This is a genomic window from Rhodanobacter sp. OR92 (assembly GCF_000427545.1).
Lineage (GTDB): Bacteria > Pseudomonadota > Gammaproteobacteria > Xanthomonadales > Rhodanobacteraceae > Rhodanobacter > Rhodanobacter denitrificans.
This window is the reverse complement of sequence record NZ_KE386556.1, coordinates 307,215-333,336: the sequence shown is the minus strand read 5'-3', so window position 1 is coordinate 333,336 and position 26,122 is coordinate 307,215. Positions and strand designations below refer to the sequence as shown.

At 68.2% G+C, this 26,122-nt stretch carries 22 protein-coding genes and 1 riboswitch; of the genes, 15 read left to right on the top strand and 7 right to left on the bottom strand.

The window, feature by feature from the left end; all coding sequences use genetic code 11:
* Nucleotides 1-83: 83 nt before the first annotated feature.
* The gene (locus RHOOR92_RS0113170) at nt 84-482 is read right to left on the bottom strand and encodes a DUF4156 domain-containing protein (protein ID WP_027490457.1); all 399 of its coding nucleotides are present in this window, start codon (nt 480-482) and stop codon (nt 84-86) included.
* Nucleotides 483-623: 141 nt separating this feature from the next.
* Nucleotides 624-3,479 (bottom strand): pitrilysin family protein, encoded by a 2,856-nt coding sequence (locus tag RHOOR92_RS0113165; protein WP_027490456.1) that lies wholly within the window; start codon nt 3,477-3,479, stop codon nt 624-626.
* 263 nt (nt 3,480-3,742) lie between these two features.
* Here RHOOR92_RS0113165 and RHOOR92_RS0113160 point away from each other — a divergent pair, with 263 nt between their 5' ends.
* From RHOOR92_RS0113160 to RHOOR92_RS0113110, 11 genes are all read left to right on the top strand, one after another.
* Nucleotides 3,743-3,946, top strand: coding sequence for a hypothetical protein (locus RHOOR92_RS0113160; RefSeq protein WP_015448927.1), 204 nt, complete (start codon nt 3,743-3,745; stop codon nt 3,944-3,946).
* A 41-nt stretch (nt 3,947-3,987) separates the two neighbouring features.
* Entirely contained in the window at nt 3,988-4,458 is a 471-nt protein-coding gene (trmL, locus tag RHOOR92_RS0113155) for a tRNA (uridine(34)/cytosine(34)/5-carboxymethylaminomethyluridine(34)-2'-O)-methyltransferase TrmL (RefSeq protein ID WP_027490455.1), read from the top strand.
* 27 nt (nt 4,459-4,485) lie between these two features.
* Nucleotides 4,486-5,136 (top strand): SCP2 sterol-binding domain-containing protein, encoded by a 651-nt coding sequence (locus RHOOR92_RS0113150; RefSeq protein ID WP_007513680.1) that lies wholly within the window; start codon nt 4,486-4,488, stop codon nt 5,134-5,136.
* A complete protein-coding gene (ubiB, locus tag RHOOR92_RS0113145) occupies nt 5,133-6,782 on the top strand; it encodes a ubiquinone biosynthesis regulatory protein kinase UbiB (protein ID WP_027490454.1) in 1,650 nt (549 codons plus the stop codon). Before RHOOR92_RS0113150 ends, ubiB begins: the two co-directional genes overlap by 4 nt.
* A 102-nt stretch (nt 6,783-6,884) precedes the next feature.
* Nucleotides 6,885-7,598: a pseudouridine synthase gene (locus RHOOR92_RS0113140; RefSeq protein ID WP_027490453.1), complete on the top strand. Its 714-nt coding sequence runs from the start codon at nt 6,885-6,887 to the stop codon at nt 7,596-7,598.
* A gap of 97 nt (nt 7,599-7,695) precedes the next feature.
* Nucleotides 7,696-8,118: an alternative ribosome rescue aminoacyl-tRNA hydrolase ArfB gene (gene arfB, locus RHOOR92_RS0113135; RefSeq protein ID WP_007513673.1), complete on the top strand. Its 423-nt coding sequence runs from the start codon at nt 7,696-7,698 to the stop codon at nt 8,116-8,118.
* Complete coding sequence (locus RHOOR92_RS0113130; protein WP_007513671.1) at nt 8,115-8,711, top strand: 1-acyl-sn-glycerol-3-phosphate acyltransferase; 597 nt, start codon at nt 8,115-8,117, stop codon at nt 8,709-8,711. The genes arfB and RHOOR92_RS0113130 overlap by 4 nt, the downstream gene beginning before the upstream one ends.
* A 398-nt stretch (nt 8,712-9,109) precedes the next feature.
* A complete protein-coding gene (locus tag RHOOR92_RS0113125) occupies nt 9,110-10,126 on the top strand; it encodes an NAD-dependent epimerase/dehydratase family protein (protein WP_007513670.1) in 1,017 nt (338 codons plus the stop codon).
* On the top strand, nt 10,092-11,483 hold the full coding sequence (locus tag RHOOR92_RS0113120; RefSeq protein WP_015448932.1) for a glycosyltransferase family 2 protein: 1,392 nt from the start codon (nt 10,092-10,094) through the stop codon (nt 11,481-11,483). Before RHOOR92_RS0113125 ends, RHOOR92_RS0113120 begins: the two co-directional genes overlap by 35 nt.
* A gap of 77 nt (nt 11,484-11,560) precedes the next feature.
* Nucleotides 11,561-12,958, top strand: a complete 1,398-nt coding sequence (locus RHOOR92_RS0113115) for a hypothetical protein (RefSeq protein ID WP_007513666.1) — start codon at nt 11,561-11,563, stop codon at nt 12,956-12,958.
* Nucleotides 12,959-13,090: 132 nt separating this feature from the next.
* Complete coding sequence (locus RHOOR92_RS0113110; RefSeq protein WP_007513664.1) at nt 13,091-14,089, top strand: polysaccharide deacetylase family protein; 999 nt, start codon at nt 13,091-13,093, stop codon at nt 14,087-14,089.
* Nucleotides 14,090-14,153: 64 nt separating this feature from the next.
* Here RHOOR92_RS0113110 and RHOOR92_RS0113105 read toward each other — a convergent pair whose 3' ends face one another.
* Nucleotides 14,154-15,194 carry a LysR family transcriptional regulator gene (locus tag RHOOR92_RS0113105; protein WP_015448934.1) on the bottom strand — a complete coding sequence of 347 codons (1,041 nt, stop codon included), beginning with the start codon at nt 15,192-15,194 and terminating at the stop codon, nt 14,154-14,156.
* A 121-nt stretch (nt 15,195-15,315) separates the two neighbouring features.
* Here RHOOR92_RS0113105 and aceB point away from each other — a divergent pair, with 121 nt between their 5' ends.
* On the top strand, nt 15,316-16,941 hold the full coding sequence (gene aceB, locus RHOOR92_RS0113100; protein WP_027490451.1) for a malate synthase A: 1,626 nt from the start codon (nt 15,316-15,318) through the stop codon (nt 16,939-16,941).
* Nucleotides 16,942-17,081: 140 nt separating this feature from the next.
* Nucleotides 17,082-18,377 carry an isocitrate lyase gene (gene aceA / locus RHOOR92_RS0113095; protein ID WP_027484166.1) on the top strand — a complete coding sequence of 432 codons (1,296 nt, stop codon included), beginning with the start codon at nt 17,082-17,084 and terminating at the stop codon, nt 18,375-18,377.
* 102 nt (nt 18,378-18,479) lie between these two features.
* On the opposite strand, the gene RHOOR92_RS0113090 is transcribed toward aceA, so the two are convergent.
* The 3 genes from RHOOR92_RS0113090 to RHOOR92_RS0113080 form a co-directional block, all read right to left on the bottom strand.
* Nucleotides 18,480-20,276 (bottom strand): sodium:proton antiporter, encoded by a 1,797-nt coding sequence (locus RHOOR92_RS0113090; RefSeq protein WP_027484165.1) that lies wholly within the window; start codon nt 20,274-20,276, stop codon nt 18,480-18,482.
* A gap of 71 nt (nt 20,277-20,347) precedes the next feature.
* Entirely contained in the window at nt 20,348-21,841 is a 1,494-nt protein-coding gene (locus RHOOR92_RS0113085; protein WP_027484164.1) for a YifB family Mg chelatase-like AAA ATPase, read from the bottom strand.
* A 149-nt stretch (nt 21,842-21,990) separates the two neighbouring features.
* Complete coding sequence (locus RHOOR92_RS0113080; protein WP_015448938.1) at nt 21,991-22,251, bottom strand: accessory factor UbiK family protein; 261 nt, start codon at nt 22,249-22,251, stop codon at nt 21,991-21,993.
* Between the two features lie 180 nt (nt 22,252-22,431).
* Here RHOOR92_RS0113080 and glnK point away from each other — a divergent pair, with 180 nt between their 5' ends.
* Both glnK and RHOOR92_RS0113070 read left to right on the top strand, forming a co-directional pair.
* Entirely contained in the window at nt 22,432-22,770 is a 339-nt protein-coding gene (glnK, locus tag RHOOR92_RS0113075) for a P-II family nitrogen regulator (RefSeq protein WP_007513650.1), read from the top strand.
* An 88-nt stretch (nt 22,771-22,858) separates the two neighbouring features.
* A riboswitch (cobalamin riboswitch) is annotated at nt 22,859-23,074 on the top strand.
* Between the two features lie 152 nt (nt 23,075-23,226).
* Nucleotides 23,227-25,647, top strand: a complete 2,421-nt coding sequence (locus tag RHOOR92_RS0113070; protein ID WP_027490450.1) for a ribonucleoside-diphosphate reductase subunit alpha — start codon at nt 23,227-23,229, stop codon at nt 25,645-25,647.
* A gap of 98 nt (nt 25,648-25,745) precedes the next feature.
* On the opposite strand, the gene RHOOR92_RS0113065 is transcribed toward RHOOR92_RS0113070, so the two are convergent.
* Nucleotides 25,746-26,042 (bottom strand): GIY-YIG nuclease family protein, encoded by a 297-nt coding sequence (locus RHOOR92_RS0113065; protein ID WP_007513647.1) that lies wholly within the window; start codon nt 26,040-26,042, stop codon nt 25,746-25,748.
* Between the last annotated feature and the right edge of the window lie 80 nt (nt 26,043-26,122).

Here is a 26,122-nt window from a genome sequence, read left to right as displayed (position 1 = left end):
GCATCATCGCAAACCACGCCCGGCACGCCTACCGCCACGGCCTGCACGCGGCGGCTGGCGCCCCTGGCTTCGCTGCGGCGCGCTCAGTGACCCTTGATCGGGAACGTCTGCGCATTGCCTGGCGCCGAACCGGCCGGCGCGGCCGAGCGCGCCGGCGGCACTGTGTTCGCGCCACACTGGTAGGCGCCCCACGGCTGCGAGCCGTCGGTCGGTTCGGCCAGCGGCTTGATGGTGTCGGCGTGCATCTTGGCGGCCTCGTTGCGGGCCAGCACTTCCAGCTCGTCGCGCACCTTGATGTCGTTGCGGTCGACCGGGCCGACGCGGTTCATCACCGAGACGGTGACCTTGCCCAGCTCGCGGCAGGAAGAGACATCGCCGCTCCAGGCCGTGCGCACGTTCTTGGCGGCATCGTCGAGCGTGATGCCCCAGCTGCAGGCGCCGAGCAGGAGGACGGGAACGAGCAACAGCAGGGTCTTGCGCATGGGTGGCTCCGCGACGGTGGCTTGGACATGAAGGAGGCCGGGCGTTGCCGGCGCGGCCTCCATCCTAGCGCGGGGACGGTGGCGCGTCCCCAACCGATCCACAACGCGCGGCGCCGGCGCATGCCGCCGCCGCGCCCGAGCTCACTGCACCGGCTTGCCGTCGGCGTCGAGCACCTGCACCCCGCCGAGCTTCAGCGCACGGATCGGCGCCTCGATCTTCTTGAGGTCGCCCACGATCACCCAGGTCAACTGGTCCGGATGGATGATCTCCTTCGCCGCCGCCTCCACCGAAGCATCCGTCTGCGCCTCGATGCGCGACTTCAGGGTCTGCACGTAGTCGTCCGGCCGGTGGTACAGCGCGATGCCCTGCAGCGCGCCCATCACCGCCGAAGTGGTCTGGTAGCCGCCCGGCATGCTGCGCACGTCGCCGACCTTGATCTTGTCGATCTCCTGCGCGGTCAGCGGCTTGTCGCCGATCACGCCCTTGGCCTCCTTCAGCATCTCGGCCACCGACGGCGCGGTCTTGTCGGTCTGCACCGGTGCGTACAGCATGAACGGGCGCTGGCCCTGCGCGTTCTGCAGGAAGCTGAAGGCGCCGTAGGCCCAGTGCTTGTCCTCGCGCAGGTTCATGTTGAGGCGCGAGGTGAAGGTGCCGCCGAACGCACCGTTCATGGTCCGGATCTCCAGATCGTTCGGCGCCTCGGTGGACGGCGCCAGGCTGCCGGCGAGGATCAGGCTCTGCTGCGCGCCGGGGCGGTCGACCAGGTACACGCGCACCTGCGCCGGCGGCGCGACCTTGCCGATGTTCTTTGCCGGCACCTTGCCGGCCGGCGCCTTCCAGTGGCCGAATGCCGCGTTCAACTGCGGGATGATCTTGTCCAGCGTGGTGTCGCCGGCGACCAGGATCTGCATGTTGTCCGGGCGGATGAAATCGCCCATGAACGCGCGCATGTCGGCGGCGCTCAGCGACCTGATCGACGCTTCGGTGCCGGTGCCGGTGAACGGGATCGCGTAGGCATGGCCCTTGCCGTACAGCAGCGGCGGCAGGGTGCGCAGCGCGATGCCGGTCGGCTGGCTCTTTTCCTGGGCGATGCCGGCCAGCCACTGGCCGCGCAGGCGGCTGATGTCGGCCGCGCGGAACGCCGGGTTGCGCACGATGTCGGCGAACAGGTCGAGCGACGGCTTAAGCTGGTCGTCCAGCGCATTCAGCGTGGCGTTGCAGTAGTCCAGTCCGCAGCCGCTGGCGATGATCGCGCCGAGACGCTGCTTGCGTTTGGCGATCTCGACCGAATCCAGGCTCTTGCTGCCCTCGTCCAGCATCGACATGGTGAAGCTGGAGGTGCCCAGCTTGCGGCCCTGGTCCGCTGCATAGCCGGCGTCGAACAGCAATTGCATCTGCACTGCCGGTACCGTGTGGCGCTCGGCCAGGATCACCTCCACGCCGTTGTCCAGCTTGCCGCGCTGCAGGGCGGGGAAGCTGAGGTCCGGGAAGCTGCCGACCTCGGGCACGCCCTTGCTGCGGTCGACATCGCTCGCCACCGTGCGGTAGTCGCCCTTCGCCGACAGCAGCGGCGCCGGCGCGCCGCTGGCCGCGGCGCGGCCAGCCACAGTGGCCATGTCGGTGTCCTCGACCTTGCCCGGCACCACGGTCAGCGTGTAGTCGCCCCTGGCGACCCACCGGTTCGCTACCGCAGCGACGTCGACCGGCGTGGCCGCCATGAATTCCCTGAAGTCCTTCAGGTAGGCGCCCGGATCGTCGCGGTACAGCTGGCCCTGGGCCAGGATCGAGGCCTGCGTATTGACCTTCTCCAGCCCGCGCACGAACGAGGCGCGGGTTTCCGTCTTGACCCGCGCCAGCTCGTCGGCGGTCGGGCCGTCCTTCAGGAATTTCCGCCATTCGTCGGCGATCGCGACCTCGACTTTGACCGGGTCGGCGCCCTTCTTCACGTCCACCTGCAGGTTGAACAGGCTGGCCAGCACGTGCTGCTCCACCTCGACCGAGACGTCGTCGGCCAGCTTGTCCCGGTAGACCAGCCGCTGGTACAGCCGCGAGGTCTTGCTGCCGCCCAGCACGGCGGCGGCCAGTTCCAGCAGGTTCTCGTCGGTGGTGCCGCGACCCGGCACGTTCCATTCGCGATAGATGCGGGTCTGCGCCACGTTGTCAGTCATCGTGCCGCGCGTGGACTTGTCCCGCGCCGCGACCCACGGCTGCGGCCGCGGCACCTGCGGACCGGCGGCGATGTCGCCGAAGTACTTCAGCATCTTTTCCTTCGCCAGCGACGGCGTGATGTCGCCGGACAGCACCACCACCGTGTTGGCGGCGCCGTAGTAATCCTTGAACCACTGCTTCACGTCGCCCAGCGAGGCGGCGTTCAAGTCCGCCATCGAGCCGATGGTGTCGTGGTGGTACGGGTGGTTGGCCGGGAACGCCTCGGCCTGGATCAGCTCGCTGGCGCGGCCGTACGGCTGGTTCTCGCCCTGGCGCTTCTCGTTCTGCACCACGCCGCGCTGCTCGTCGAGCTGCGGCTGGCCGATCGCGCCGAGCAGGTGGCCCATGCGGTCCGATTCCATCCACAGCGCCATGTCCAGCGCGCTGGTCGGCACGGTCTCGAAATAGTTGGTGCGGTCGAGCCAGGTGGTACCGTTCTGGTCGGTGGCGCCGGCCAGTTCGAACGGCTTGAAGAATTCGTCCTTGTGGTTCTCCGAGCCCTGGAACATCAGGTGCTCGAACAGGTGCGCGAAGCCGGTCTTGCCCTTCGGCTCATACGACGACCCCACGTGATACCACACGCTCACCGCCACCACCGGTGCCTTGTGATCCTCGTGCACCACCACGGTCAGCCCGTTGGGCAGGGTGAAGCGGGTATAGGCGAGTTCGGGGATCTGCTGCGTTGCCGCGGCAGTGACGGCAGCAGCGGGAGCGGCCAGCACCAGCGGCACGCCGCCGGTGAAGGTCAGCAGGCCGGCGATGAGCAGGGCGAGGGGCTTCTTTCTCACGGGTGAACCTCCTGTTTCACGGATAAGTCCACGCAGGCTAGCGACGCCCCACCGGCATCGCAAATGACTTGTGGCAGGGGCGCCGGCCACCTGTCCGGCTGTCCGGCGGCGACCGCGGGGCTGTCCGCGGACAATCCTTCGCTCATGCAGTCCACCCAGTTAATCCATAGCGTTCAATTACTTGGAGATAATCGGGCGCTTGGCATGGGGATTGCTGAAGTGGGAGGGCAGGAACTTCCCTTCATTCATCGGAGCCATGACCCATGAAATTCGAGACCTTGATGTTGCGCGGCCTGTTCATTGCCTGCCTGGCGGTCTGCGGCCTGATCCTCGGCGCCATGGTGACCACCACGCCAGCCTCGGTGCAGCTTGCCGCCCACGGCAGCGTCGGCGCCATCCTGCTGGCCGCGCCAACCAGCTGCGCATTGCCACCGGACGGCGTGGTCTGCCCGCAGCTCGGCGGCTGAGCGCTCGACGCGGGCCGGCACGGACACGCGATAATGGCCGGATGCTGCACGTCATCCTGTTCCGTCCCGAGATCCCGCCGAACACCGGCAACGTGATTCGCCTGTGCGCGAACACCGGCGCCGCGCTGCACCTGATCCGGCCGCTCGGCTTCCAGCTCGACGATGCCCGGCTGCGCCGTGCCGGGCTGGACTACCACGAGTACGCCAGCGTCGCGGTGCACGACGAGCTGGCGCGCTGCCTCGAGGCGATCGGCGCACCGCGGGTGTTCGCCTTCAGCACCCGCGGCCGGGTCGCCCATGTCGACGCCCGCTTCGCCGACGGCGACGCGCTGCTGTTCGGCTGCGAGACCGCCGGCCTGCCGTCCGACGTGCTCGACGCGGTTCCCCCGCCGCAACGCCTGCGCCTGCCGATGTGCCCGGACAGCCGCAGCCTGAACCTGTCGAACACGGTCGCCGTGGCCGTCTACGAAGCCTGGCGCCAGCTGGGTTTCCCCGGCGCCGCGAGCGTCTGAGCCCGGCCGGCGGGCTACAATCGCCGGATGAACGCCGCCACTCCCAACTCCTGGTTGCCGCAGCCGCTGCGCAAGCTCGCCGGTCGCGCGCTGGAAACCGCGCTGAACCACACCTTGTCGCTGGACCCGGACACGCAACAGCGGCTCGCCGCGTTGAACGGCCGCCGCGTGCAGTTGCACCTGCGCGGGCCGGAAATAGCGTTGGCTGTCACGGTGGAAGAAGCACGCCTGAAAGTCGGGCCGCCGCAAGACGACAGCCAGCTGAAGGTGGCCGCCACACCGGGCAGCCTGCTGGCGATGCTGCTGCGCCGCGACGACGACGGCATCGCACCGGGCAAGGTGGAGATTGCCGGCGACGCCGAGCTGGCGCGCCGGCTGGAAAAACTGGCCGGCAAGTTCGCCCCGGATTTCGAGGAGGCGTTCGCGCGCAGCTTCGGCGACGTGCTCGGCGTGCCGCTGGCGCAAGCCGTACGCAAGGGCCTCGCGCACGCCCGCGACAGCGCCAGCCACCTCACCGAGGACACCGCCGACTGGCTGCGCGACGAGGCGCGCGTGGCGTTGGCGCCAGGCGAGGTCGAAGGGTTCCTCGATGGTGTGGACGAGGTGCGCGAACGCAGCGAGCGACTCGAAGCGCGCGTGCAGCGACTGCTGCAGCGCCTGCAGGGCAGCGCCGCGTGACGCCGCTGAAGGTGGTGCCGCGCCTGCTGCGGGTCGCCGCGGTACTGCTGGCGTACCGGCTCGACGAACTGGTCGACGCCACCCACCTGTACCGTCCGCTCAAGCTGCTGCGCCCGCTGGTGGCGCGCCCGCGCATCGACATCCGCGGCCTGCCACGCGGTACGCGCCTGCGCCATGCGCTGACCGAACTGGGGCCGATCTTCGTCAAGGCCGGCCAGGTGCTGTCGACCCGCCGCGACCTGGTGCCGGCCGACATCGCCGACGAGCTCGCCCTGCTGCAGGATCAGGTCGCGCCGTTCCCGGGCAGCGAAGCACGGACCATCGTCGAAGGCGAACTGAAAGCGCCGATTGGCCGTCTATACGCCCAATTCGACGAAACCCCGCTGGCCTCCGCCTCGATCGCCCAGGTGCACGCCGCCACCCTGCACGACGGCCACGAGGTGGTGGTGAAGGTGCTGCGTCCCGGCATCGACGCGCAGATCGCCCGCGACGTGAAGCTGCTACGTTCGCTCGGCGAACTGGCGCAACGCTGGCATCCGAACGCCGACAAGATCCGCCCGCTGGATGTCGTGGCCGAAGTCGAGAAGATGCTGGAAAACGAGCTGGACCTGCAGCGCGAAGGCGCCAGCGCCAGCCTGCTCAAGCGCAACTTCGCCAGCGGTACGGACCTGTACGTGCCCGAGGTGCACTGGGAACTGACCTGCGCGCGCGTGCTTACGCTGGAGCGCGTGTACGGCATCAGCAGCGACGACATCGCCGCGATCGACGCCGCCGGGCTCGACCGCAAGGTGCTCGCCGCCAAGGGCGTGCGGGTGTTCTACGAGCAGGTGTTCCGCGACAACTTCTTCCACGCCGACGCCCACCCCGGCAACATCTGGGTCGACCCCACGCGCACCGGCGAGCCGCGCTTCATCGCGCTGGACTTCGGCATCATGGGCTCGTTGCCGGAGGCCGACCAGTACTGGCTGGCACAGAACTTCATCGCGCTGTTCGAGCGCGACTACGCGCGCATCGCGCAACTGCATGTGGCCGCCGGCTGGATGCCCGCCGACGTGCGCCTGGACGAGCTGGAAGCCGCCGTGCGCACCGTGTGCGAGCCGTACTTCACCCGCCCGCTGGCACAGATCTCGCTGGCCGAGCTGGTGGTGAAGCTGTTCCAGACCGCGCGCCGCTTCCAGCTGACCCTGCAGCCACAGCTGATCCTGCTGCAGAAGACCCTGCTCAACATCGAGGGCGTGGGCCGCATGCTCGATCCGGAGATCGACATCTGGGCGGTCGCGCACCCGGTGCTGAGGCGCATCCTGCGCCAACGCTACAGCCCGCTGCGTACCTTGCGCGCCATGGGCAAGCGGCTGCCCGAGTGGCTGCACCACGCGCCGGAGTTTCCCGACCTGGTGCGCGATGCACTGCGCCAGGTCGCGCGCGGCGAACAGCGCGAGCAGGCCGATCCGCGGGGCTTGAAACTGGCGCAGGACAACGCCCGTCGTCAGCATCGGGTGCTGGCCTGCAGCCTGCTCGGCAGCGCGCTGCTGGTTGCTGCCGCGCTGCTGTGGACGCTGGCCCCGCAGCGTGGCATCTGGCCGCCGCTGGGCGCCGGTATCGCCGGTTTCCTCTCCTTCGCCAGCGGCTCGCCACGCTCGCGCTGACCGCGTAGAAACCCGCTCGCGGGCGGTGCTTTTCACGAGCCCCCAGGAGCATCGCCCGCGAGCGGGTTCCTACGAAGAACAAGAGCGCAGAAGCTCGGACGCATGATCGACATCCTCTACCAGGACGACGCGCTGATCGCGGTGAACAAGCCCGCGAACCTGGCCGTGCATCGCTCGACGTTCGTGGGCTCGGCCGACGCGTTCCTGATCGACCTGCTGCGCGAACAGGTGGGCGGCGACGTGTACCTGGCGCATCGGCTCGACCGCGCGACCAGTGGCGTGCTGCTGGTCGCGCGCAGCAAGGAAGTCGCCGCGGCGCTGGGCGAGCAGTTCATGAATCGCACGGTGCACAAGCAGTATCTCGTCGTGGTGCGCGGTTGGCCCGAGCCGGCCGAGGACGTGATCGACTATCCCCTGCCCGGCTCGCGCGAGACCGGTCCGCGCCGCGAGGCGCGCACGCGCTGCCGGCGGCTGGCCACGATCGAGGTGCCGATTGCGCTGGGCCGCTATCCGCAACAGCGCTACGCCCTGCTGCTGGCCGAACCGGAAAGCGGCCGCTTCCGCCAGATCCGCAAGCACCTGGCGCATATCCACCATCCGGTGATCGGCGACTGTCAGCACGGCCGCGGCGACCACAACCGGCTGTACAAGCAGCATTTCGGCTGCCACCGCATGCTGCTGCATGCGTGGCGCATCCGCTTCGCGCACCCGCTGACCGGCATGGCGATGGAGATCGAGGCACCGCTGGACGATGCATTCACGGGGCTGCTCGATCGCTTCGGCTGGGCATTGCCAGGCGTGGGTGAAGAGGATTGAGAAGTGAGAGAGAGCAGGGGCCGGATGCACGGCCGTTTTTCTCTCACTTCTCACTCCTCGCTTCACCTACTCACTTCTTGCCCTCTACACTTCCCGTATGCTGACCATCAGCCGCACCCTGTCCCTGCCCGAGTCCGAACTGGTCGAGCGTTTCCTGCGCGCGGACGGCCCCGGCGGGCAGCACGTGAACCGCACCGAGAGCGCGGTGGAGCTGCGTTTCGACGTGGCCGGCTCGCCGTCGCTGCCGGACGAAGTGCGCGCGCGGCTGCTGGCGCGGCGCGACCGCCGGCTCACCGCCGAGGGCATGCTGGTGATCCAGGCACGCCGCTTCCGCGACCAGGGACGCAACCGCGACGACGCGCGCGAGCGGCTGGTCGAGATCATCCGCGGCGTGCTGACGCCGCCGAAGAAACGCGTTGCCACCAAGCCGACCCGCGCCTCGAAGGAGCGCCGCCTGGCCGGCAAGCAGCAGCGCGGCAGGATCAAGCAAACGCGCTCGCACAAACCGGACTTCGAATGAGGGGGCGCCTGTTCACGCCCGCCCAGCTGCCGGCACGGATGCCCCGCCTGCGCGACGGCTGGCAACGTCGCAGCTGCCGCGCGGTGCTGCGCATGGCCGGCTGGAGTCTGGTCGGCGAGTTCCCCGATGCGCCGAAACTGGTGCTGATCGCCGCGCCGCATTCGTCCTGGTGGGACGGCGTGTGGGGGCTGCTGGTCAAGGTGGCGATCGGTGCCGACGTGCACTTCATGGGCAAGCAGGAGCTGTTCTTCTGGCCGCTGGGCGGCCTGCTGCGCCGGCTCGGCGGCATGCCGATCGACCGCGGCGCCGCCAGGGGCGTGGTCGAGCAGATGATCGACCAGTTCCGCCAGCGCGAGAAACTCTGGCTGGGCATCGCGCCGGAGGGTACGCGCAAGCCAGTGCAGCGCTGGAAGAGCGGTTTCTGGCGCATCGCCCGCGACGCCGGCGTACCGATCTTCCCGGTCGCGTTCCACTACCCCGACAAGGTCATCCGGCTCGGTCCGCTGTTCGACACCAGCGGCGACATGGAGGCTGACCTGGCCCGTCTGCGCGCGTTCTACGCGCCGTACCGGGGCAAGCGCCGCGACGTCTGAGCCCCTTCCGGGGTGACCCGGATGCCAGGACCATCCGCCCAAACCCGCCGCCCGCCGGCAACTCGCCAAACCGTGAGCGAACGGCTCGCCGCCCCCGCCAGGCTTTGGCCAGGCGCCGCGCCATGCACCGCGTCGCCGCACGACGACCGGGCCGGCTCCGTGGCAACTGGCGAGATGCGCCAGCGACGCTCCTTGTCCTTTCCTGACCCGACCGGACCATCCCCGACTCCCTGCCCGTGCGGCGGCAAGGTACCGTGCCGGGTGGAAACCCGCTGTCGGCATGGATTCCCCGGCGTGGCACGGTGCGTGCTTGCCAAAGTGCTATGGAAATGTGATACAGATCACATTATGAACAACGGCACCGTAGTAAGCGCCGGCATTTACTAGGGGAATCCAACATGCACGTGTTGATCACGGGCGGGGCCGGTTTTATCGGCTCCCATCTGGTAGCGCTGCACCTCGCGCGCGGGCACAAGGTCCATGTAGTGGACGACTTGTCGACCGGCCTGCGCGCGAACCTGGCACCTTTCGAGGAGTCGCCGAACTTCCGCTTCGACGAGGCGGACATGCTCACCTGGCCGCTGCTGCAGCAGGCCGCCGCCTGGGCAGACCGCATCTATCACCTCGCCGCCGTGGTCGGCGTGTACCGCGTGATCGCCGAGCCGACGCGCGTGCTGGCCACCAACATCGCCGCCTGCGAACGGTTGTTCCGCACCATTGCCGCCAGCGGCTGGCTGCCGCAGGTAGTGGTCGCCTCCAGTTCCGAGGTCTACGGCCACCACCACGAGGAGCGGCTGGGCGAGGAGATGGATCTCAGCGTGTCCACCCGCGTCGGTACGCGCTGGAACTATTCGGTCAGCAAGATCGCCGACGAGGCGCTGGCCCTGTCCTACGCGCAGAAATTCGGCATCCCGGTGGTGGTGGCGCGCTTCTTCAATACCATCGGGCCGCGCCAGACCGGCCGCTACGGCATGGTCGTGCCGCGCTTCGTGGAGCAGGCGGTACGCGGCGAACCGATCACGGTGTACGGCACCGGCGAGCAGACCCGCTCGTTCTGCGACGTGCGCGACAACGTGGCCGCGCTCGACCTGCTCGCCTCGCGCGGGAGCGGCGACGCGCTGGTGGCGAACGTCGGCAACGATCGCGAGATCAGCATGAACGCGCTGGCCGAACTGATCCGCGAACGCGCCGACAGCGATTCGCCGATCACCCATGTGCCGTACCTGAAGGCCTACGGCGAGGATTTCGAGGACATCCAGCGGCGTCGGCCGGAGCTGACCCGGCTGCGCACGCTGACCGGGTTCCGGCACCGCTACACGCTGGAAGACACGCTCGACGAGCTCATCCAAGAACGGCGCATCGCCTCAGCAGAGACCACACATGGCCACCGCACCCTGGTTTGTCATCAGTCCTAACGCGTTGCTCAGCGTGGTCGGATTGCTGCGCGGACCGGACCGGACCGTGCCGACGCCCGCGCAGGACTGGCGCGCCGCCACGGTGGACGTGGTGATCCCCGCCTACCGCGAGGCGGAGAACATTGCCCATTGCCTGGTCTCGGTGGCGCGGCAGACGCACCAGCCGCGCAACATCATCGTCGTCGACGACGGCAGCAACGACGGCACCGCCAGCCGCGCCGAGCAGACCGCGCAGCGGCTGGGCCTGAAGGTCACGGTGATCCGGCGGCAGGCGTCGATCGGCAAGACGCCCACGCTCAAGCGCCAGGCGCGCGAGTTCGACGCCGACGTCGAGTTCATCCTCGACGGCGACACCTTCCTGGAATCGCCCGACTACATCGCCCGCTGCGTCGAGGAGCTGTACAAGGGCGTCGGCATCGCCTCGGTCTGCGGCCGCGTGCTGCCGATGCGCCTGTCCGACCGTCGCCGCATGGCAGAAACCCCGGAATACGCCGCGGTGCTCGGCGGCAAGCCATACGTCGACCCCAAGTCCAGCCGCACCCGCCTGCAGCTGATGTGGTGGGGCCTGACCAACATCTACCGCGATTGCCTGTACCGCTACCTGCAGGGCTTCGTGTTCCACGGCCAGATGGTGTTTTTCGGCGGCATCACCAACCCGGTGGGCTGCGCGGTGGCCTACCGCCGCGAATACATCAAGGACCTGTTCGACCGCTACGAGCCCCATTTCGGCGACAACCTCACCAATTCCGAGGACATCTTCATCGGCTTCGCGCTGATCAACCAAGGCTACCGCAACGCCCAGCTGACCGACGTCACCGCCCGTTCCGAGGAACCGCTGGCCACGCATCTGCCCAGGCAGATCGCGTTGTGGTCGTCTTCGTTCCTGCAAAGCTGCTACTACTTCGACGCGCTGGTGCGCAGCCCGTTCAAGGCCTTCGCGCGGCTGCGCCGCCGCTGGCACGAGCGGCACGGCGAACACGGCGAGCACATCCGCGAGATGCGCAAGGTCGCCGAGCCCTATCGGCAGGCATTCGGCGAGGAGGTCACCCGGCGCTACGGCCGCCCGCTGGGCTGGATCATCTTCATGTCGGCGATCGAGAAGGTCGGCTTTCCCACCGCGCTGATCGTGATGCCGCTGCTGCGCATGTGGGAACCGCTGCTGATCACGGTGCTGGCCGAATCGCTGCTGTCGCTGATGGTGCTGGTGGTGATCTCCAAGGGCGAGCGCTGGAAGGCCTTCGGCAAGAGCCTGCTGGTGACGCCGCTGCGCTATGCGCTGATCCTCACCGAGGTCGTCACGATCGGCCGATTCGCCAGCGACCTCTGGATCACGAGGAACCGGAAATGGCGCAAATGACCCCACGCCGTCGGACATCGGCTCGCGCTTCGGCGCTGGGTCGGGCCAGCCTGCTCGCCTGCGCGCTCGCTTGCGCCATGTCCCTGAAGCCGGCTTTCGCGCAGAACGCCGTCGCCTACCAGCCGGCGCTGAACGCTGCCTGGACCGGGCACACCGGTGAGGCGTTGCGCCTGATCGACGCCTACCTCGCCAAACACCCGGACGACCATGCCGCGCGGCTCGACCGGGCACGTTTCCTCGCCTGGCTCGGCGACTACGCGAAGGCGGACGACGCGCTGGCCGGGTTCGGCGCCGACGACAAGGAGGCCGCCGCGCTGCATGCGCGGGTGCTGGCCTGGGCCGAACGTCGCGATGCCGCGCTGGCGCTCAACACGCCGTTCTACGCAGCCGACCCGGACGACTACGACAACGCCTGGACCCAGGCCCTGATCCTCCGACAAGGCGAATGGCCGCACCAGGCCTTGCCGGCGCTGGCCACCGTGCAGGCGGTCAAGCCGGACGACAAGGACACCATCGCCCTCGCCAAAGCAGTGCGCCTGCCGCTGTTCTCCTCGATCGGCCTGACGCCTTCGTTGTACAGCGATTCGGACGACATCGAAATTCGCGGCATCGCCGCCGATGCCAACCTGTGGCTGTCCGATCGCTGGCGATTGCTGGCCAGCGCCGCGCGACGCGAGCACTCGGCCACCTTCGGCGGGCCGTTCGCGCCGCTGCTCGGCGACAACCACGTCGACGAGGATCGCATCGGCACAGGCCTGCGCTTCGCACCGTCGCCCAACACCGCGCTGGAGCTGTGGCTGGGCCATTCGCGGACCGACAACGGTGCCGGCGGCAACAACAGAACGATCGGCCACCTGCAGATCTCGCAACGCGCCAGCGACACCTTCCTCTATGCACTCACCTTCGACCGCGACCGCATCGACCAATCACCGCGCGCGCTGGCGGTGATGCGCCACGGCCTCGCCGCCGACCTGCGCTGGACGCCGACGCTGCGCGACCGCTTCGATGCGCGCATCGCCGGCGGCGATTTCGACGACGACAACCGCCGCGCCTCGGTGCTGGCCAGCTATACCCGTGCCGTGTACCGCAGTGAGCGAGTGATGTTCGACCTCGGCCTGCAGGCAGAGGGCCAACACAACACCCGCCACACCCGCAACGGCTACTACAGCCCCGACCGCTACCGGCGCTATGCCGTCGCGGCTTCCAGCTACATCTCGCTGGGCCAGGAGGCCGGGCTGTACCTGTCGGCCGCGCTCGGCCAGCAGCGGGACGAGACTTTCGACAACTGGAAGCGCGCCACTGACGTCAATGCCGAGCTGACCGTCGGCATCTTCAGCCGCTGGCAGTTGGTCGGCCGGGCCGGGCACAGCCAGCGCCTGAACCAGTTCGGACGCTACGAGGGCACCACCGTCGGGCTGGGACTGCGCTACCGCTTCTGCGAGTTCCGTGCCGACCGCTGCCCATCGGTGCCGTGAACGACCCGATGGGGCCTGCCATCGCGATGCCGCGGCGCTGTCACCAAGGGTCGCGGCACCGGTTCGCACGGCACCCCCTGCTGCGCAGGCGCCGGCTCAAGCACGCATCCGGCACCGCGTCGGGGGAAGCACATGAAGGGATGGCTGCACCTGGCCTGCATCGCGCTCATGTGCCTGTTGCCGGCGGCGACCAGGGCGGCGCCGGCCGTCACGGCATCCCAGGACCGGCGCATCGCGATCACCTTCGACGACCTGCCCTGGGCCAGCCTCGATCCGAACACGCCGCTGCCCGCGCAGGGAACGGTGCCGCCGCGCATCGCAGCCGAGTCCGTGCGCCTGCTGCAGGCGATCGAGGGTACGGGGACACCTGCCATCGGTTTCGTCAACTCCGCGCGTCTGCTGGTCGGCGGCCAGCCGCAAGCGGACCGCACGGCGATGCTCGACGCCTGGCTCGATGCCGGACTGGAACTGGGCAACCACACCGACACCCATGCCGACCTGCACATCGTCGGCATACAAGCCTACGAGGACGACATCCTCGCCTGCGACCGTGTGCTGCGCCCGCTGCTGGCCAAACGCGGCCGTGAACCGCAATGGTTTCGTCACCCTTACCTGCGCACCGGGCGCACGCCGGAGGACAAGGCGGCGATGGGCGCCTTTCTCGCCGCGCACGGTTACCGCATCGCGCCGGTCACGGTCACTAGCTCCGACTGGATCTGGGCCGCCGCCTACGCCAAGGCGCTGGACCGCGGCGATGCCGCCACCCAGGCGAAGCTGCGCGCGCAGTACGTGCCCTACCTGCTGCGCAGGGTGAACTACTTCGAGCACCGCTCGATCAGGCTGCTTGGCTATGCGTTGCCGCAGGTGATGCTGCTGCACGCCAATGCGCTCAATGCCGACACCTACCCCGATTTCGTCGCCGGCTTGCGCGCACGCGGCTACCGATTCGTCGACCTCGACGAAGCCATGCGCGACCCCGCCTATCGGCGCGCGGACAAATTCACCGGCGCGCTCGGCACCAGCTGGATCCATCGCTGGGCGATCGCCGCAGGCAGGTCGTGGAAGTTCTACGGCGGCGAACCGACGTCGCCGAAATGGGTGACCGACCTGGCCGGCGTGCCCCCGGAGTAGCACCCGCCTGCAGGCGGCAGCGCGATACCGCGGCCGGCCACGATGGATGGCCTCGTGATGCGGTTCAGCGCCCCGAATGCCCCGACTCGTCGTAGTCGCGATGGGTCAGCAGGCCGGGCCGGATCAGGTCGACGAAGGCGCGCGCCTCGGCGCTGAGGAACTTGCCCTTGCGCATCACCACGCCGTAGCTGCGCTGCGGGAAGTACTGCTTCATGTTGCGCACGGCGAGGCGCACGTGGTCGGCCGCGGTGATGCAGATGCCGGTGACGATGGAGATGCCCAGGCCCATCGCCACGTACTCCTTGATCACGTCCCAGCCGCCCACCTCGATCGCCACGTGATACGGCACCTGGCGCTGCTGGAACACCAGGTCGACCAGGCGATAGGTGGACAGCCGCTGCGGCGGCAGGATCAGGCCATATGGCGAGATGTCCTCCAGCGTGATCTTCTCTTTCGCCGCCAGCGGATGGTCCGGCGGCAGGATCAGCATCGGGTCGTAGTGCTGCACCGGCGCCCAGGCGATGTCGTTGGGCACGTCCAGCATCGAGCCGACCGCAAAGTCGGCCTCGTCCGCGCGCAGCAGCGCCAGGCCATCCTTGCCGGTGACGTTGGCCAGCTGCAGTTGCACGGCCGGGTGCTGCTCGCGGTAGCGGCGCACCAGCTCGGGCAGCAGGTACTGGATGGTCGAGGTGCCCGCGGCGATGGTCAACCGGCCGGCCTGCAGCCCCTTCACGCGGGCCTGGAAGTCGCGATCCAGCGTGTCCCACCCCTCCACCAGCGGCCGTGCCAGCTCGTACAGCGCCTCGCCCGCGTCGGTGAGGTTGATGCGCCGGCGCCGGCGCTCCAGCAGGCTCACCCCGAGTTCCCGCTCCAGCGCCTGCAACTGCAGGCTGATCGTGGGTTGCGACAGGTACAGCGCCTCGGCGGCGCGGGTCAGCGTGCCCAGCTTCACCACGCTGACGAAGGCACGCAGCTGCTTGTGGCGGTTGCCCTTGTAATAGAAACGGCTGCCGGCGTCGCCCGCATGCCCGCCCGCGCCCTGCTTTTTTGCTGCACTGCGACGCGATTTTTTTGCCTTGTTCAGCGTTTCGGTGGGCTTTTTCATCGAACTTGTTCAATGTGTTGGAATATCAATTGACCATGCTCATAGTAATGATTGAAACATTCACTTTGTCAAATACATGATTCCTGCCTAGCTTCGAGTCATCCAGACACGGAGCGACCCCATGGCAGTCCCGCAGGAACGACTCGATACCGGCAGCGTCGAGATCCACGCCGACCCGGCCGGCTACGCCGGCATCCTGACTCCCGCGGCGCTGGCCTTCCTGGCCCGGCTGCACCGCCGCTTCGAGGCCACCCGGCGGCTGCTGCTGCAGGCCCGCCGCGAGCGTCAGGCCCGTTACGACGCCGGCGACCTGCCGGACTTCCGCGCCGACACCGCGGCGATCCGCGACGGCGACTGGCGCGTGGCGCCGATCCCGGCCGCGCTGCAGGACCGCCGCGTCGAGATCACCGGCCCGGTCGAACGCAAGATGATCATCAACGCGTTGAACTCCGGCGCGAAGGTGTTCATGGCCGACTTCGAGGATTCCTCCTCGCCCACCTTCACCAACCAGCTCGATGGCCAGCTCAACCTGCGCGACGCGGTGAACGGCACCATCGCGTTCACCTCGCCCGAGGGCCGGGAATACCGCGTCAACGACAAGCCGGCGGTGCTGGTGGTGCGTCCGCGCGGCTGGCACCTGCACGACAGGTTCTTCAGCGTGGACGGCGAAGCGGTGGCCGGCGCGCTGGTCGACTTCGGCCTGTTCGCCTTCCACAACGCCCGTGCCCTGCATGCACGCGACCGCGGCCCGTACTTCTACCTGCCGAAGCTCGAGGCGATGGAAGAGGCCGCACTGTGGGACGCGGTGATGGCGGCGGCCGAGGACGAGCTGCAGCTGCCGCCCGGCACGATGAAGGCCACCGTGCTGATCGAGACGCTGCCGGCGGCGTTCCAGATGCACGAGATCCTGCACGCGCTGCGCCGCCGCGCGGTCGGCCTCAACTGCGGCCGCTGGGACTACATCTTCTCGTACCTGAAGACCCTGCGCGGCCATCGCGACCGCCTGCTGCCGGAGCGCGGCCAGGTGCAGATGACCGCGCCGTTCCTGAAGGCCTATTCGGAGCTGCTGATCCAGACCTGCCATCGCCGTGGCGCGTTCGCGATGGGCGGCATGGCCGCGCAGATCCCGATCAAGGGCGACGAAGCGGCGAACGAGGCCGCGCTGGCCAAGGTGCGCGCCGACAAGCTGCGCGAGGTCAAGGCCGGCCACGACGGCACCTGGGTGGCGCATCCGGCGCTGGTGCCGGTGGCGCAGCAGATCTTCGATGAATACATGCCGGCGCCGAATCAGCTCGGCGTGCTGCGCGAGGACGTGCAGGTGAGCCGCGAACAGCTGCTTGCCGCGCCGGCCGGCACGATCACCCGCGCCGGCTTCGACAACAACGTCGAGGTCTGCCTGCGCTACACCGCGGCCTGGCTGGACGGGCTCGGCTGCGTGCCGATCCACCACCTGATGGAGGACGCCGCCACCGCCGAGATCGCGCGCGCGCAGCTGTGGCAGTGGCTGCATCACCCCGATGTTCCGGCCGGCAGGGCACCGGCCGGGGGCGCCCTGGAATTCCCCGACCACGCGCCGATCGACTTCGCGCTGTTCGACCACGCCGTAGCCGTGCACACCCATCGCCTGCGCGACAGCCGCCATCCCGGCGCCGCCCGCGCCGACGCTGCCGCGGCCTTGCTCAGCGCGATGACCCACGCCGACCGGCTCGGCGACTTCCTCACCCTGCCCGCCTACGAACAACTTTGACGATCACCCCTTCTCCCTTTGGGAGAAGGTGCCCGAAGGGCGGATGAGGGCGCACCCGGAGCGAATCGCACGCTCCGCCCGAACCCTCTCCCCAACCCCTCTCCCGCAGGGAGAGGGGCTTAAACAACCGGAGCCACGCCATGAAGACCACCCTGCCCACCGCCGAACAGATCACCCTGGACTGGAACAACAACCCGCGCTGGACCGGCGTGCAGCGCAACTACTCCGCCGAAGACGTGGCGCGCCTGCGCGGCACCGTCGCGGTCGAGCATTCGCTGGCCCGCCGCGGCGCCGAGCGGCTGTGGAAGTCATTGCACCAGGAGGACTTCGTCAATGCGCTGGGCGCGCTCACCGGCAACCAGGCGATGCAGCAGGTCAAGGCCGGCCTGCAGGCGATCTACCTGAGCGGCTGGCAGGTCGCCGCCGACGCGAACGTGGCCGGCGAGATGTATCCCGACCAGTCGCTGTACCCGGCCAACTCGGTGCCGCTGGTGGTCAAGCGGATCAACAACACCCTGCTGCGCGCCGACCAGCTGCACCATGCCGAAGGCAAGGACGACTGCGACTGGCTGGTACCGATCGTGGCCGACGCCGAGGCCGGCTTCGGCGGCGTGCTGAACGCGTTCGAGCTGATGAAGGCGATGATCGAGGCCGGCGCCGCCGGCGTGCATTTCGAGGACCAGCTGGCCTCGGTGAAGAAGTGCGGCCACATGGGCGGCAAGGTGCTGGTGCCGACCCGCGAAGCCGTCGACAAGCTGAACGCCGCGCGCCTGGCCGCCGACGTCGCCGGCGTGCCGACCCTGCTGGTGGCGCGCACCGACGCCGACGCCGCCGACCTGCTCACCTCGGACATCGATGCGAACGACAGGGCCTTCATCACCGGCGAGCGCACCGTCGAAGGCTTCTACCGCGTGCGCCCGGGGCTGGACCAGGCGATCAGCCGCGGCCTCGCCTACGCGCCGTACGCCGACCTGATCTGGTGCGAAACCAGCAAGCCGAACCTGGACGACGCGCGCCGCTTCGCCGAGGCGATCCACGCGAAATTCCCCGGCAAGCTGCTGGCCTACAACTGCTCGCCCAGCTTCAACTGGAAGAAGAACCTGGACGACGCCACCATCGCCAACTTCCAGAAGGAACTGGGCGCGATGGGCTACAAGTTCCAGTTCATCACCCTGGCCGGCTTCCACAGCCTCAACTACGGCATGTTCGACCTGGCGCACGGCTACGCTCGGCGCCAGATGAGCGCCTTCGTGGAACTGCAGGAAAAGGAATTCGCCGCCGCCGAGCGCGGCTTCACCGCGGTGAAGCACCAGCGCGAAGTGGGCACCGGCTACTTCGACCAGGTGACCCAGGCGATCCAGCAGGGCCAGTCCTCGACCACCGCGCTGAAGGGCTCGACCGAGGAGGCGCAGTTCAAGCAGGCCTCGGCAGCGTAACGCCAGTCCGGCACAGGTAGGAGCCCGCTCGCGGGCGATGCTCGATCGAGTCCTGAATCCCGCGAAAAGAGCATCGCCCGCGAGCGGGCCCCTGCCACTTTGTCACTCGGCGCTGGGTTCGGCCGGAGGCACCAGCGCGATCACCGTCCAGCCCGGCTTCGGCTCCAGTTCGCGCTTGGCCGAAGCCACCCGCAGCGCGCCTTTCTCCTCCACGCCGAACATCAGCACCGTGTTCGAGCCGTACTGCTCGATGAAATGCGGCCAGTCAAACGTGGCGCTGAGCCGGGTCGACTTGACCCGCCAGCCCTGCGCCAGCAGTTCGGCGAAGCGGCCGTGGGTCATCTCCTCGTCGAACAGCGGCGGGGCGAGCAGGCTGCCGGCCAGCGCTGCGCGGTCGGTGTTCTCCTGCGGGGTGAGGTTGCGCAGCCGGTACACTTTCTCGCGCCCGAACTCCTGCCGGTAATGCACGCAGGCCAGCGAGTTGCGCTCACGATGGGTGGACACTGCCAGCAGCCGGCCGATGCCGGTGAGGTCGAGGTACCGTTCGGCATGCGGCGACGCCGGGTTGCCGAAGAACGTGGCGAGCCCCTCCATCCGCGCCAGCCGGATGCCGTCCCAGTCGTCGTCGGCCAGCACCACGCGGAAGCCGGCTTCGTCCAGCGCCTTGCCGATCGCGCGGGCGACCGGGTCGGAACCGAAGATCAGCACGCCGCGCGGCTCCGGCTCGGCCACCTTCAGCCAGATCGCCAGCGGCCGCGCGGTGGCACTCTGCAGGATCACCGTGCCGATGATCAGGGTGAACACCAGCGGCACCAGCGCCTCCGCTCCGGCCACGCCGAGTGCGCCGAGGCGCAGCGCGAACAGTGCCGACACCGACGCCGCCACGATGCCGCGCGGCGCCACCCAGCCGATCAGCGCACGCTCGCGCCAATTCAAGCCGCTGCCGAAACTGGCGATCGCCACGGTCAGCGGCCGCACCACCAGCTGCGCGATCACGAACAGGGCGATGCCCGCGCCCAGCATGCCTTCCGGCAGCGGCCAGTGCAGCCGCGCCGCCAGCAGGATGAACAGCAGCGACACCAGTACCGTGGTGAGGCTTTCCTTGAAGTCGAGGATGTCGTCGATATGCACGCCGCGCAGGTTGCCCAGCGCGATGCCCATGATCGTCACCGCCAGCAGCCCCGACTCGTGGGTGATCGTGTTGGATAGGCTGAAGGCGAGCAGCACCGCGGCCAGCACGGCGTAGTTCTGCAGGTACTCGGGGATCATCTGGCGCCGCAGGAAGAACGCCATCAGCCAGGCGGACAGCGCACCGATCACCACCCCGCAGCCGATGGTGGCCACGAAGATGCCGATGGTGTGGCCTTCCTGGCGCGACACGATCGCCTCGTAGACCAGCACCGCGAACAGCGCACCGAACGGATCGATCACGATGCCTTCCCAGCGCAGCGTATTGGCGATGCGCGCGTTCGGGCGCAGCGTGCGCAGCATCGGCGCGATCACCGTCGGCCCGGTCACGCAGGCCAGCGCGCCGAACAGCAGCGCGATCGGCCAGGCCAGGCCGGCGACCAGATGCGCGGCCAGCGCCAGCAGCAGCAGCGAGGCCACCGCGCCGTAACTGACCAGCCCGCGCACCGCCTTGCCGATTCCCGGCAGTTCATGGAAGCGCAGGGTCAGGCTGCCCTCGAACAGGATCAGCGCCACCGCCAGCGACACGGTCGGGAACAACAGCCCGCCGAGCAGCTTGTCCGGATCGAGCACGCCGCTGACCGGTCCCAGCACGATGCCGGCCAGCAGCAGGAACAGGATCGCCGGCAGCTTGACCCGCCAGGCCAGCCATTGCGCCAGGAAGCCGATCATCAGCATGCCGGCGAGCATCAGGCCCAGCTCGATCGTCATCGCAGTCCTTGGGGAGATCAGACCGCTATCGAAGCATGCACCGGTGGAGACGTCCAGCAGGCAGGCGAAACTCAGAACCTCCGGTATTGCAGCGCCTCGGCCAGGTGCTCGCGCTCCAGCAAGGCGGCGCCGCCGTCGAGGTCGGCGATCGTGCGCGCCACCCGCAGCACGCGGTGGTAGGCGCGCGCGGACAGGCCCAGCCGCTCCAGCGCCGATTCGAACCAGCGGCGCTCGGCCGGCCCCAGCGCGCAGTCGCGCTCCAGTTCGCGCGTGCTGATCTCGGCATTCGGCCGGCCCGCGCGCATCAGCGACTGCCGGCGCGCCTTGAGCACGCGCACGCGCACCGTAGCGGAATCCTCGTCGCGTGCGTTGCGCGGCGTACCCAGCTCGGCCAGCGGCACCGGCGGCACTTCCACGCACAGGTCGATGCGGTCGAGCAGCGGCCCAGAAATGCGTGCGCGGTAGCGCTGGACCTGATCCGGCGTGCACTGGCAGCGCGGGTCGCCGGCATAGCCGCAGGGGCACGGATTCATCGCCGCGACCAGCTGGAACTGGGCCGGGAACGCCGACTGCCGCGCCGCCCGCGAGATCACGATGTGGCCCGATTCCATCGGCTCGCGCAGCACCTCCAGCACGTGCCGGCTGAACTCCGGCAACTCGTCCAGGAACAGCACGCCGTTGTGCGCCAGCGAAATCTCGCCCGGGCGCGGATACGAACCGCCACCGACCAGCGCCACCGCCGACGCGGTGTGGTGCGGCGCGCGAAACGGCCGCCGCCGCCAATGCTTCGGATCAGTGACCTGCCCAGCCACCGACAGCACCGCGCAGGTTTCCAGCGCCTCCGATTCCGACAGCGGCGGCAGGATGCCGGGCAGGCGCTCGGCCAGCATGGTCTTGCCGGTGCCGGGCGGTCCCACCAGCAGCAGGTGGTGGCCGCCCACCGCGGTGATCTCCAGCGCGCGCCGCGCCTGCAACTGTCCGCGCACGTCGGCCAGGTCCGGGCCGCCGTCGGCGCCGCCGTCGCTGGGGATGCCCACCGGCATCGACAATTCGTGCGCGCCGCGCAACCAGCCGCACACTTCGGCCAGCGTGTCGGCCACGCGCACATCCACATCGGAGACCAGCGCCGCCTCGGCGGCGTTCGCGCGCGGCACCACCACCCGCCGGCCACGCGTGCGTGCGCGCAGCAGCGCCGGCAGCACGCCGGAGACGCCGCGCAGGGAGCCGGTCAGCGCCAGCTCGCCGAGAAATTCGCAGTCGTCCAGTTTCTCGCGCGGCACCTGGCCGCTGGCGGCGAGGATGCCCAGCGCGATCGGCAGGTCGAAACGGCCACCGTCCTTGGGCAACTCGGCCGGCGCCAGATTCACGGTGACGCGGCGGCCGGGATATTCGAAGGCGGTATTCTGGATCGCCACCCGCACGCGATCGCGCGCCTCGCGCACCGCGGCCTCGGGCAGGCCGACGATATTGGTGCACGGCAAGCCGCCGGAAAGGTGTACCTCGACCATCACCTGCGGTGCGGCGATCCCTTCCTGGGCGCGGCTGAGGGTGACGGCAAGACTCATGCGGCGGCTGATCGCTGGCGCATGGAGGATGGGTCGCTGACAGAAACGATCATCAAGCGACTCCATCCAGCAGTGCTAATAAATAACCGCCTCCGATCGTTCTCGGGGTGAGGGTGACGGATCGGAGGCGGCTCCCGGGAGGCGGTTTGTCACTGACCCGCGCGGGCAGCCAGCGTGGCCTCCAGCTCGGCCACGCGTCGCTCCAATTCGTCGACCTTGGCGCGGGTGCGCGCCAGTACCTGGGACTGGACGTCGAATTCTTCGCGGGTGACCAGGTCGAGGCGGCGCAATCCCTGCGCCAGAACGTCCTGGAAGTTGGTTCGCAAATCCTGATGCACCTGTGCCACCCCTGGCGGTACCAACGACACAAGTCGCAGGGCAATCTTGTCGATATCCTGCCTATCCATCATGGATAGCGCCTCGAGCTCGTCGAGGTAAATACTAGGTGAAGGGAAATCGGGCGCGCCATCGGTATGCTCCGTCAAAAGCTGTAGGGATTGTCCTACAGGTGCCGCGCGCGACGCGACATTGCTCCATCGTGCAGGCAAAATGCGGCCTCGACCCAACCGATACCTTTCAAGGAACCATCCATGAAGCTCGTCGTGGCGATCATCAAGCCGTTCAAGCTGGACGACGTGCGCGAAGCGCTGGCCGAGGTCGGCGTACAGGGCATCACGGTCACCGAAGTGAAGGGTTTCGGCCGCCAGAAGGGCCATACCGAGCTGTATCGCGGCGCCGAGTACGTGGTCGACTTCCTGCCCAAGATCAAGCTGGAGGTGGCCGTGGCCGACGATCAGCTCGATCGCGTGATCGAGGCGATCCAGTCTTCCGCCCGCACCGGCAAGATCGGCGACGGCAAGATCTTCGTCAGCACGCTGGAGCAGGTGATCCGCATCCGCACCGGCGAGCTGGATCACGACGCGCTATAACCCTGCCGCCCCCACGCAGGCACTCGACGCAAGCGGCACGCATATCGACTTATGCACAAGCTGTTGGGTTGACCCTGCCCGGGCCACCCGATATGTTGTGTGCGTCGGTGCCCGATCCGATGCGACATCGGTCGGGCTCAAAAGGGAATCCGGTGTAACTCCGGAACTGCCCCGCAGCGGTAAAGCGGAAACGAAAGCGCCCACATGCACTGGCCCTCGGCGGCTGGGAAGCGGGCGCAAGTAGGCGGATCACCTCGATCCACGTCCGCAAGTCCGAAGACCTGCCGGCACAGCGGGACGAGCGTGTCCCGCTGCGTAGTGACGGCTTCCGCGGGGAAGTGCGTCGTGGAGCCGGTTGCCGTCGGGCGACCGGCTGGCGCGTCGCCCCCGGACTCCGTCGCTATCAGGCCCTGCGCGCGGGAGCAGGCGTTTGATGTCCAGCCGGAGCCACCTGCCATGCAAGCCCTCGATACCGCCGCGCGCGCCAATACTCCCGTCGCCAGCGAAGCCGACCCCGCGTTCGCGCTGACCCCGCCACACAACCCAGCGCAGATGCGCGTGACCAAGCGCAACGGCGGCCAGGAGGCCGTCGACGTCAACAAGATCGTGCGCGCGGTGACCCGCAGTGCCGAGGGCCTGCACGGCGTCGATCCGTTGCGCGTCGCCCTGAAAACCATCGGCGGCCTGTACGACGGCGCCACCACCGCCGAACTGGACCAGCTCTCGATCCGCATCGCCGCCGCGCTGACCGCGGAGGAACCCGAGTACGGCCAGCTCGCCGCCCGCCTGCTCGGCGCGTACATCGACAAGGAGGTCAGCGGTCAGGAAATCCAGAGCTACTCGCAGTCGATCGCGCGCGGCACGGAGCTCGGCCTCCTCAACGAGCGCCTGCGCGATTTCGTGGCCGCCAACACGCGCAAGCTCAACGACGCGATCGACCCACTGGCCAGCCGCCACTTCGAATACTTCGGCCTGCGCACGGTGTACGACCGCTACCTGCTGCGCCATCCGCAGCGGCGCCTGGTGATCGAGACGCCGCAGCATTTCTTCATGCGCATCGCCTGCGCGCTGGGCGGCAACGAGATCGGCGAGACGCTGGAACTCTACCGGCTGCTGTCCTCGCTGGAATACCTGGCCAGCTCGCCCACCCTGTTCAACGCCGGCACCGTGCACGAACAGCTGAGCTCGTGCTACCTGCTCGACTCGCCGCGCGATTCGCTGGAGTCGATCTACGACAAGTACGCCGACGTGGCCAAGCTCAGCAAGTTCGCCGGGGGCATCGGCCTGGCGTATTCGCGGGTGCGTTCGCGCGGCTCGCTGATCCGCGGCACCAACGGCCATTCCAACGGCCTGGTGCCGTGGCTGAAGACGCTGGACGCCTCGGTCGCCGCAGTGAACCAGGGCGGCAAGCGCAAGGGCGCCGCCTGCGTCTACCTGGAATCGTGGCACGCCGACATCGAGGACTTCCTCGAACTGCGCGACAACACCGGCGACGACGCGCGTCGCGCGCACAACCTCAACATCGCGAACTGGATTCCCGACGAGTTCATGCGCCGGGTCGAGAACGATGGCGAGTGGTCATTGTTCGACCCCAAGGTGGTGCCGTACTTCGTCGACAGCTGGGGCGAGGCGTTCGATGCGGCGTACCGCAAGGCCGAAGCCGATGGCCTCGCCGTGAAAACCGTGAAGGCGCGCGAGCTGTATGCACGCATGATGCGCACGCTGGCGCAGACCGGCAACGGCTGGATGACGTTCAAAGACCGCTGCAACGCCACCAGCAACCAGACGGCCAAACCCGGCAATGTGATCCACTTGTCCAACCTGTGCACCGAGATCCTGGAAGTGAGTTCGGCGACCGAGACGGCGGTGTGCAACCTCGGTTCGGTGAACCTGGCCCGGCACGTCGTCGACGGCGCGTTCGACTTCGACCAGCTCGCCGCCACCGTACGCACCGCGGTGCGCCAGCTCAACCGCGTGATCGACCTCAACTATTACCCGATCGATACCGCACGTACCGCCAACATGAAGTGGCGCCCGGTCGGACTCGGCGTGATGGGCCTGCAGGATGTGTTCTTCAAGCTGCGGCTGCCGTTCGACTCGGCCGAGGCGCTGGCGCTGTCCACGCGCATCGCCGAGGAGATCTACTTCAACGCCTTGTCGCAGTCATGCGAGCTGGCCGAGGCGGAAGGCGCGCACCCCGGCTTCGCCGAAAGCCGCGCCGCGAACGGCGAGTTGCAGTTCGATCATTGGCCAAGCGCCATACCGCACGACGGTGCACGCTGGAACGCCTTGCGCGAACGCATCAAGCAACATGGCCTGCGCAACTCACTGTTGATCGCGATCGCACCCACCGCCACCATCGCCTCGATCGCCGGCTGCTACGAATGCATCGAGCCGCAGGTATCGAACCTGTTCAAGCGCGAGACGCTGTCCGGCGATTTCCTGCAGGTGAACCGTTATCTGGCCGATGAACTGAAGACACTGGGGCTGTGGACGTCCGAAATCCGCGACGCGATCAAGCTGGCGGAAGGTTCGATCCAGGGCATCGCGGCGATCCCCGAACGCCTGCGCCAGATCTACCGCACCGTGTGGGAACTGCCGCAGAAGTCGCTGATCGACCTGGCCGCCGCGCGCGGCGCCTGGATCGACCAGAGCCAGTCGCTGAACCTGTTCATGGAAAACCCGAACATCGGCCAGCTCAGCTCGATGTACATGTACGCGTGGAAAGCCGGCATCAAGACCACCTACTACCTGCGCTCGCGGCCGGCGACGAAGATCGCCAAGACCACGGTGTCGGCGGCGTCCGACCAGGCGCAGGCAAATGCCGCGGTGTTCTGCTCGCTGGAGAACCCCGAGTACTGCGAGGCTTGCCAGTAACCCCCACTCGTCATCCCAGCGAAAGCTGGGATCCAGTGACTTCCACGCACTCCGAAGAGGCACTGGATTCCAGCTTTCGCTGGAATGACGGTCTGGGCTCAGCCGCAAATCTCCGCATACAAATCCCGCCAATACGGATTGGACTTCTCGATGAGCTCGATCTTCCACGTCCGCTTCCACGCCTTGATCGCCTTCTCGCGGGCAATCGCGGATTCCATCGTGTCGCGCACCTCGAACCAGACGAGGCCATGCACGTGATGACGCTGGGTAAAACCAGCGACCACGTTGTTCCGGTGCTGCCAGATGCGTGCAGGCAGGTCGGAAGTGACACCGACGTACAACGTGCCGTTGCGCTGACTGGCGAGGAGATAGACGCATGGCAAGCGCTCGCGCATGGAGGGAATCCATTCCGTCATTCGACCTCGCTGAACGTACCAATGCACCGGCCGTCATCCCAGCGAAAGCTGGAAGAGCT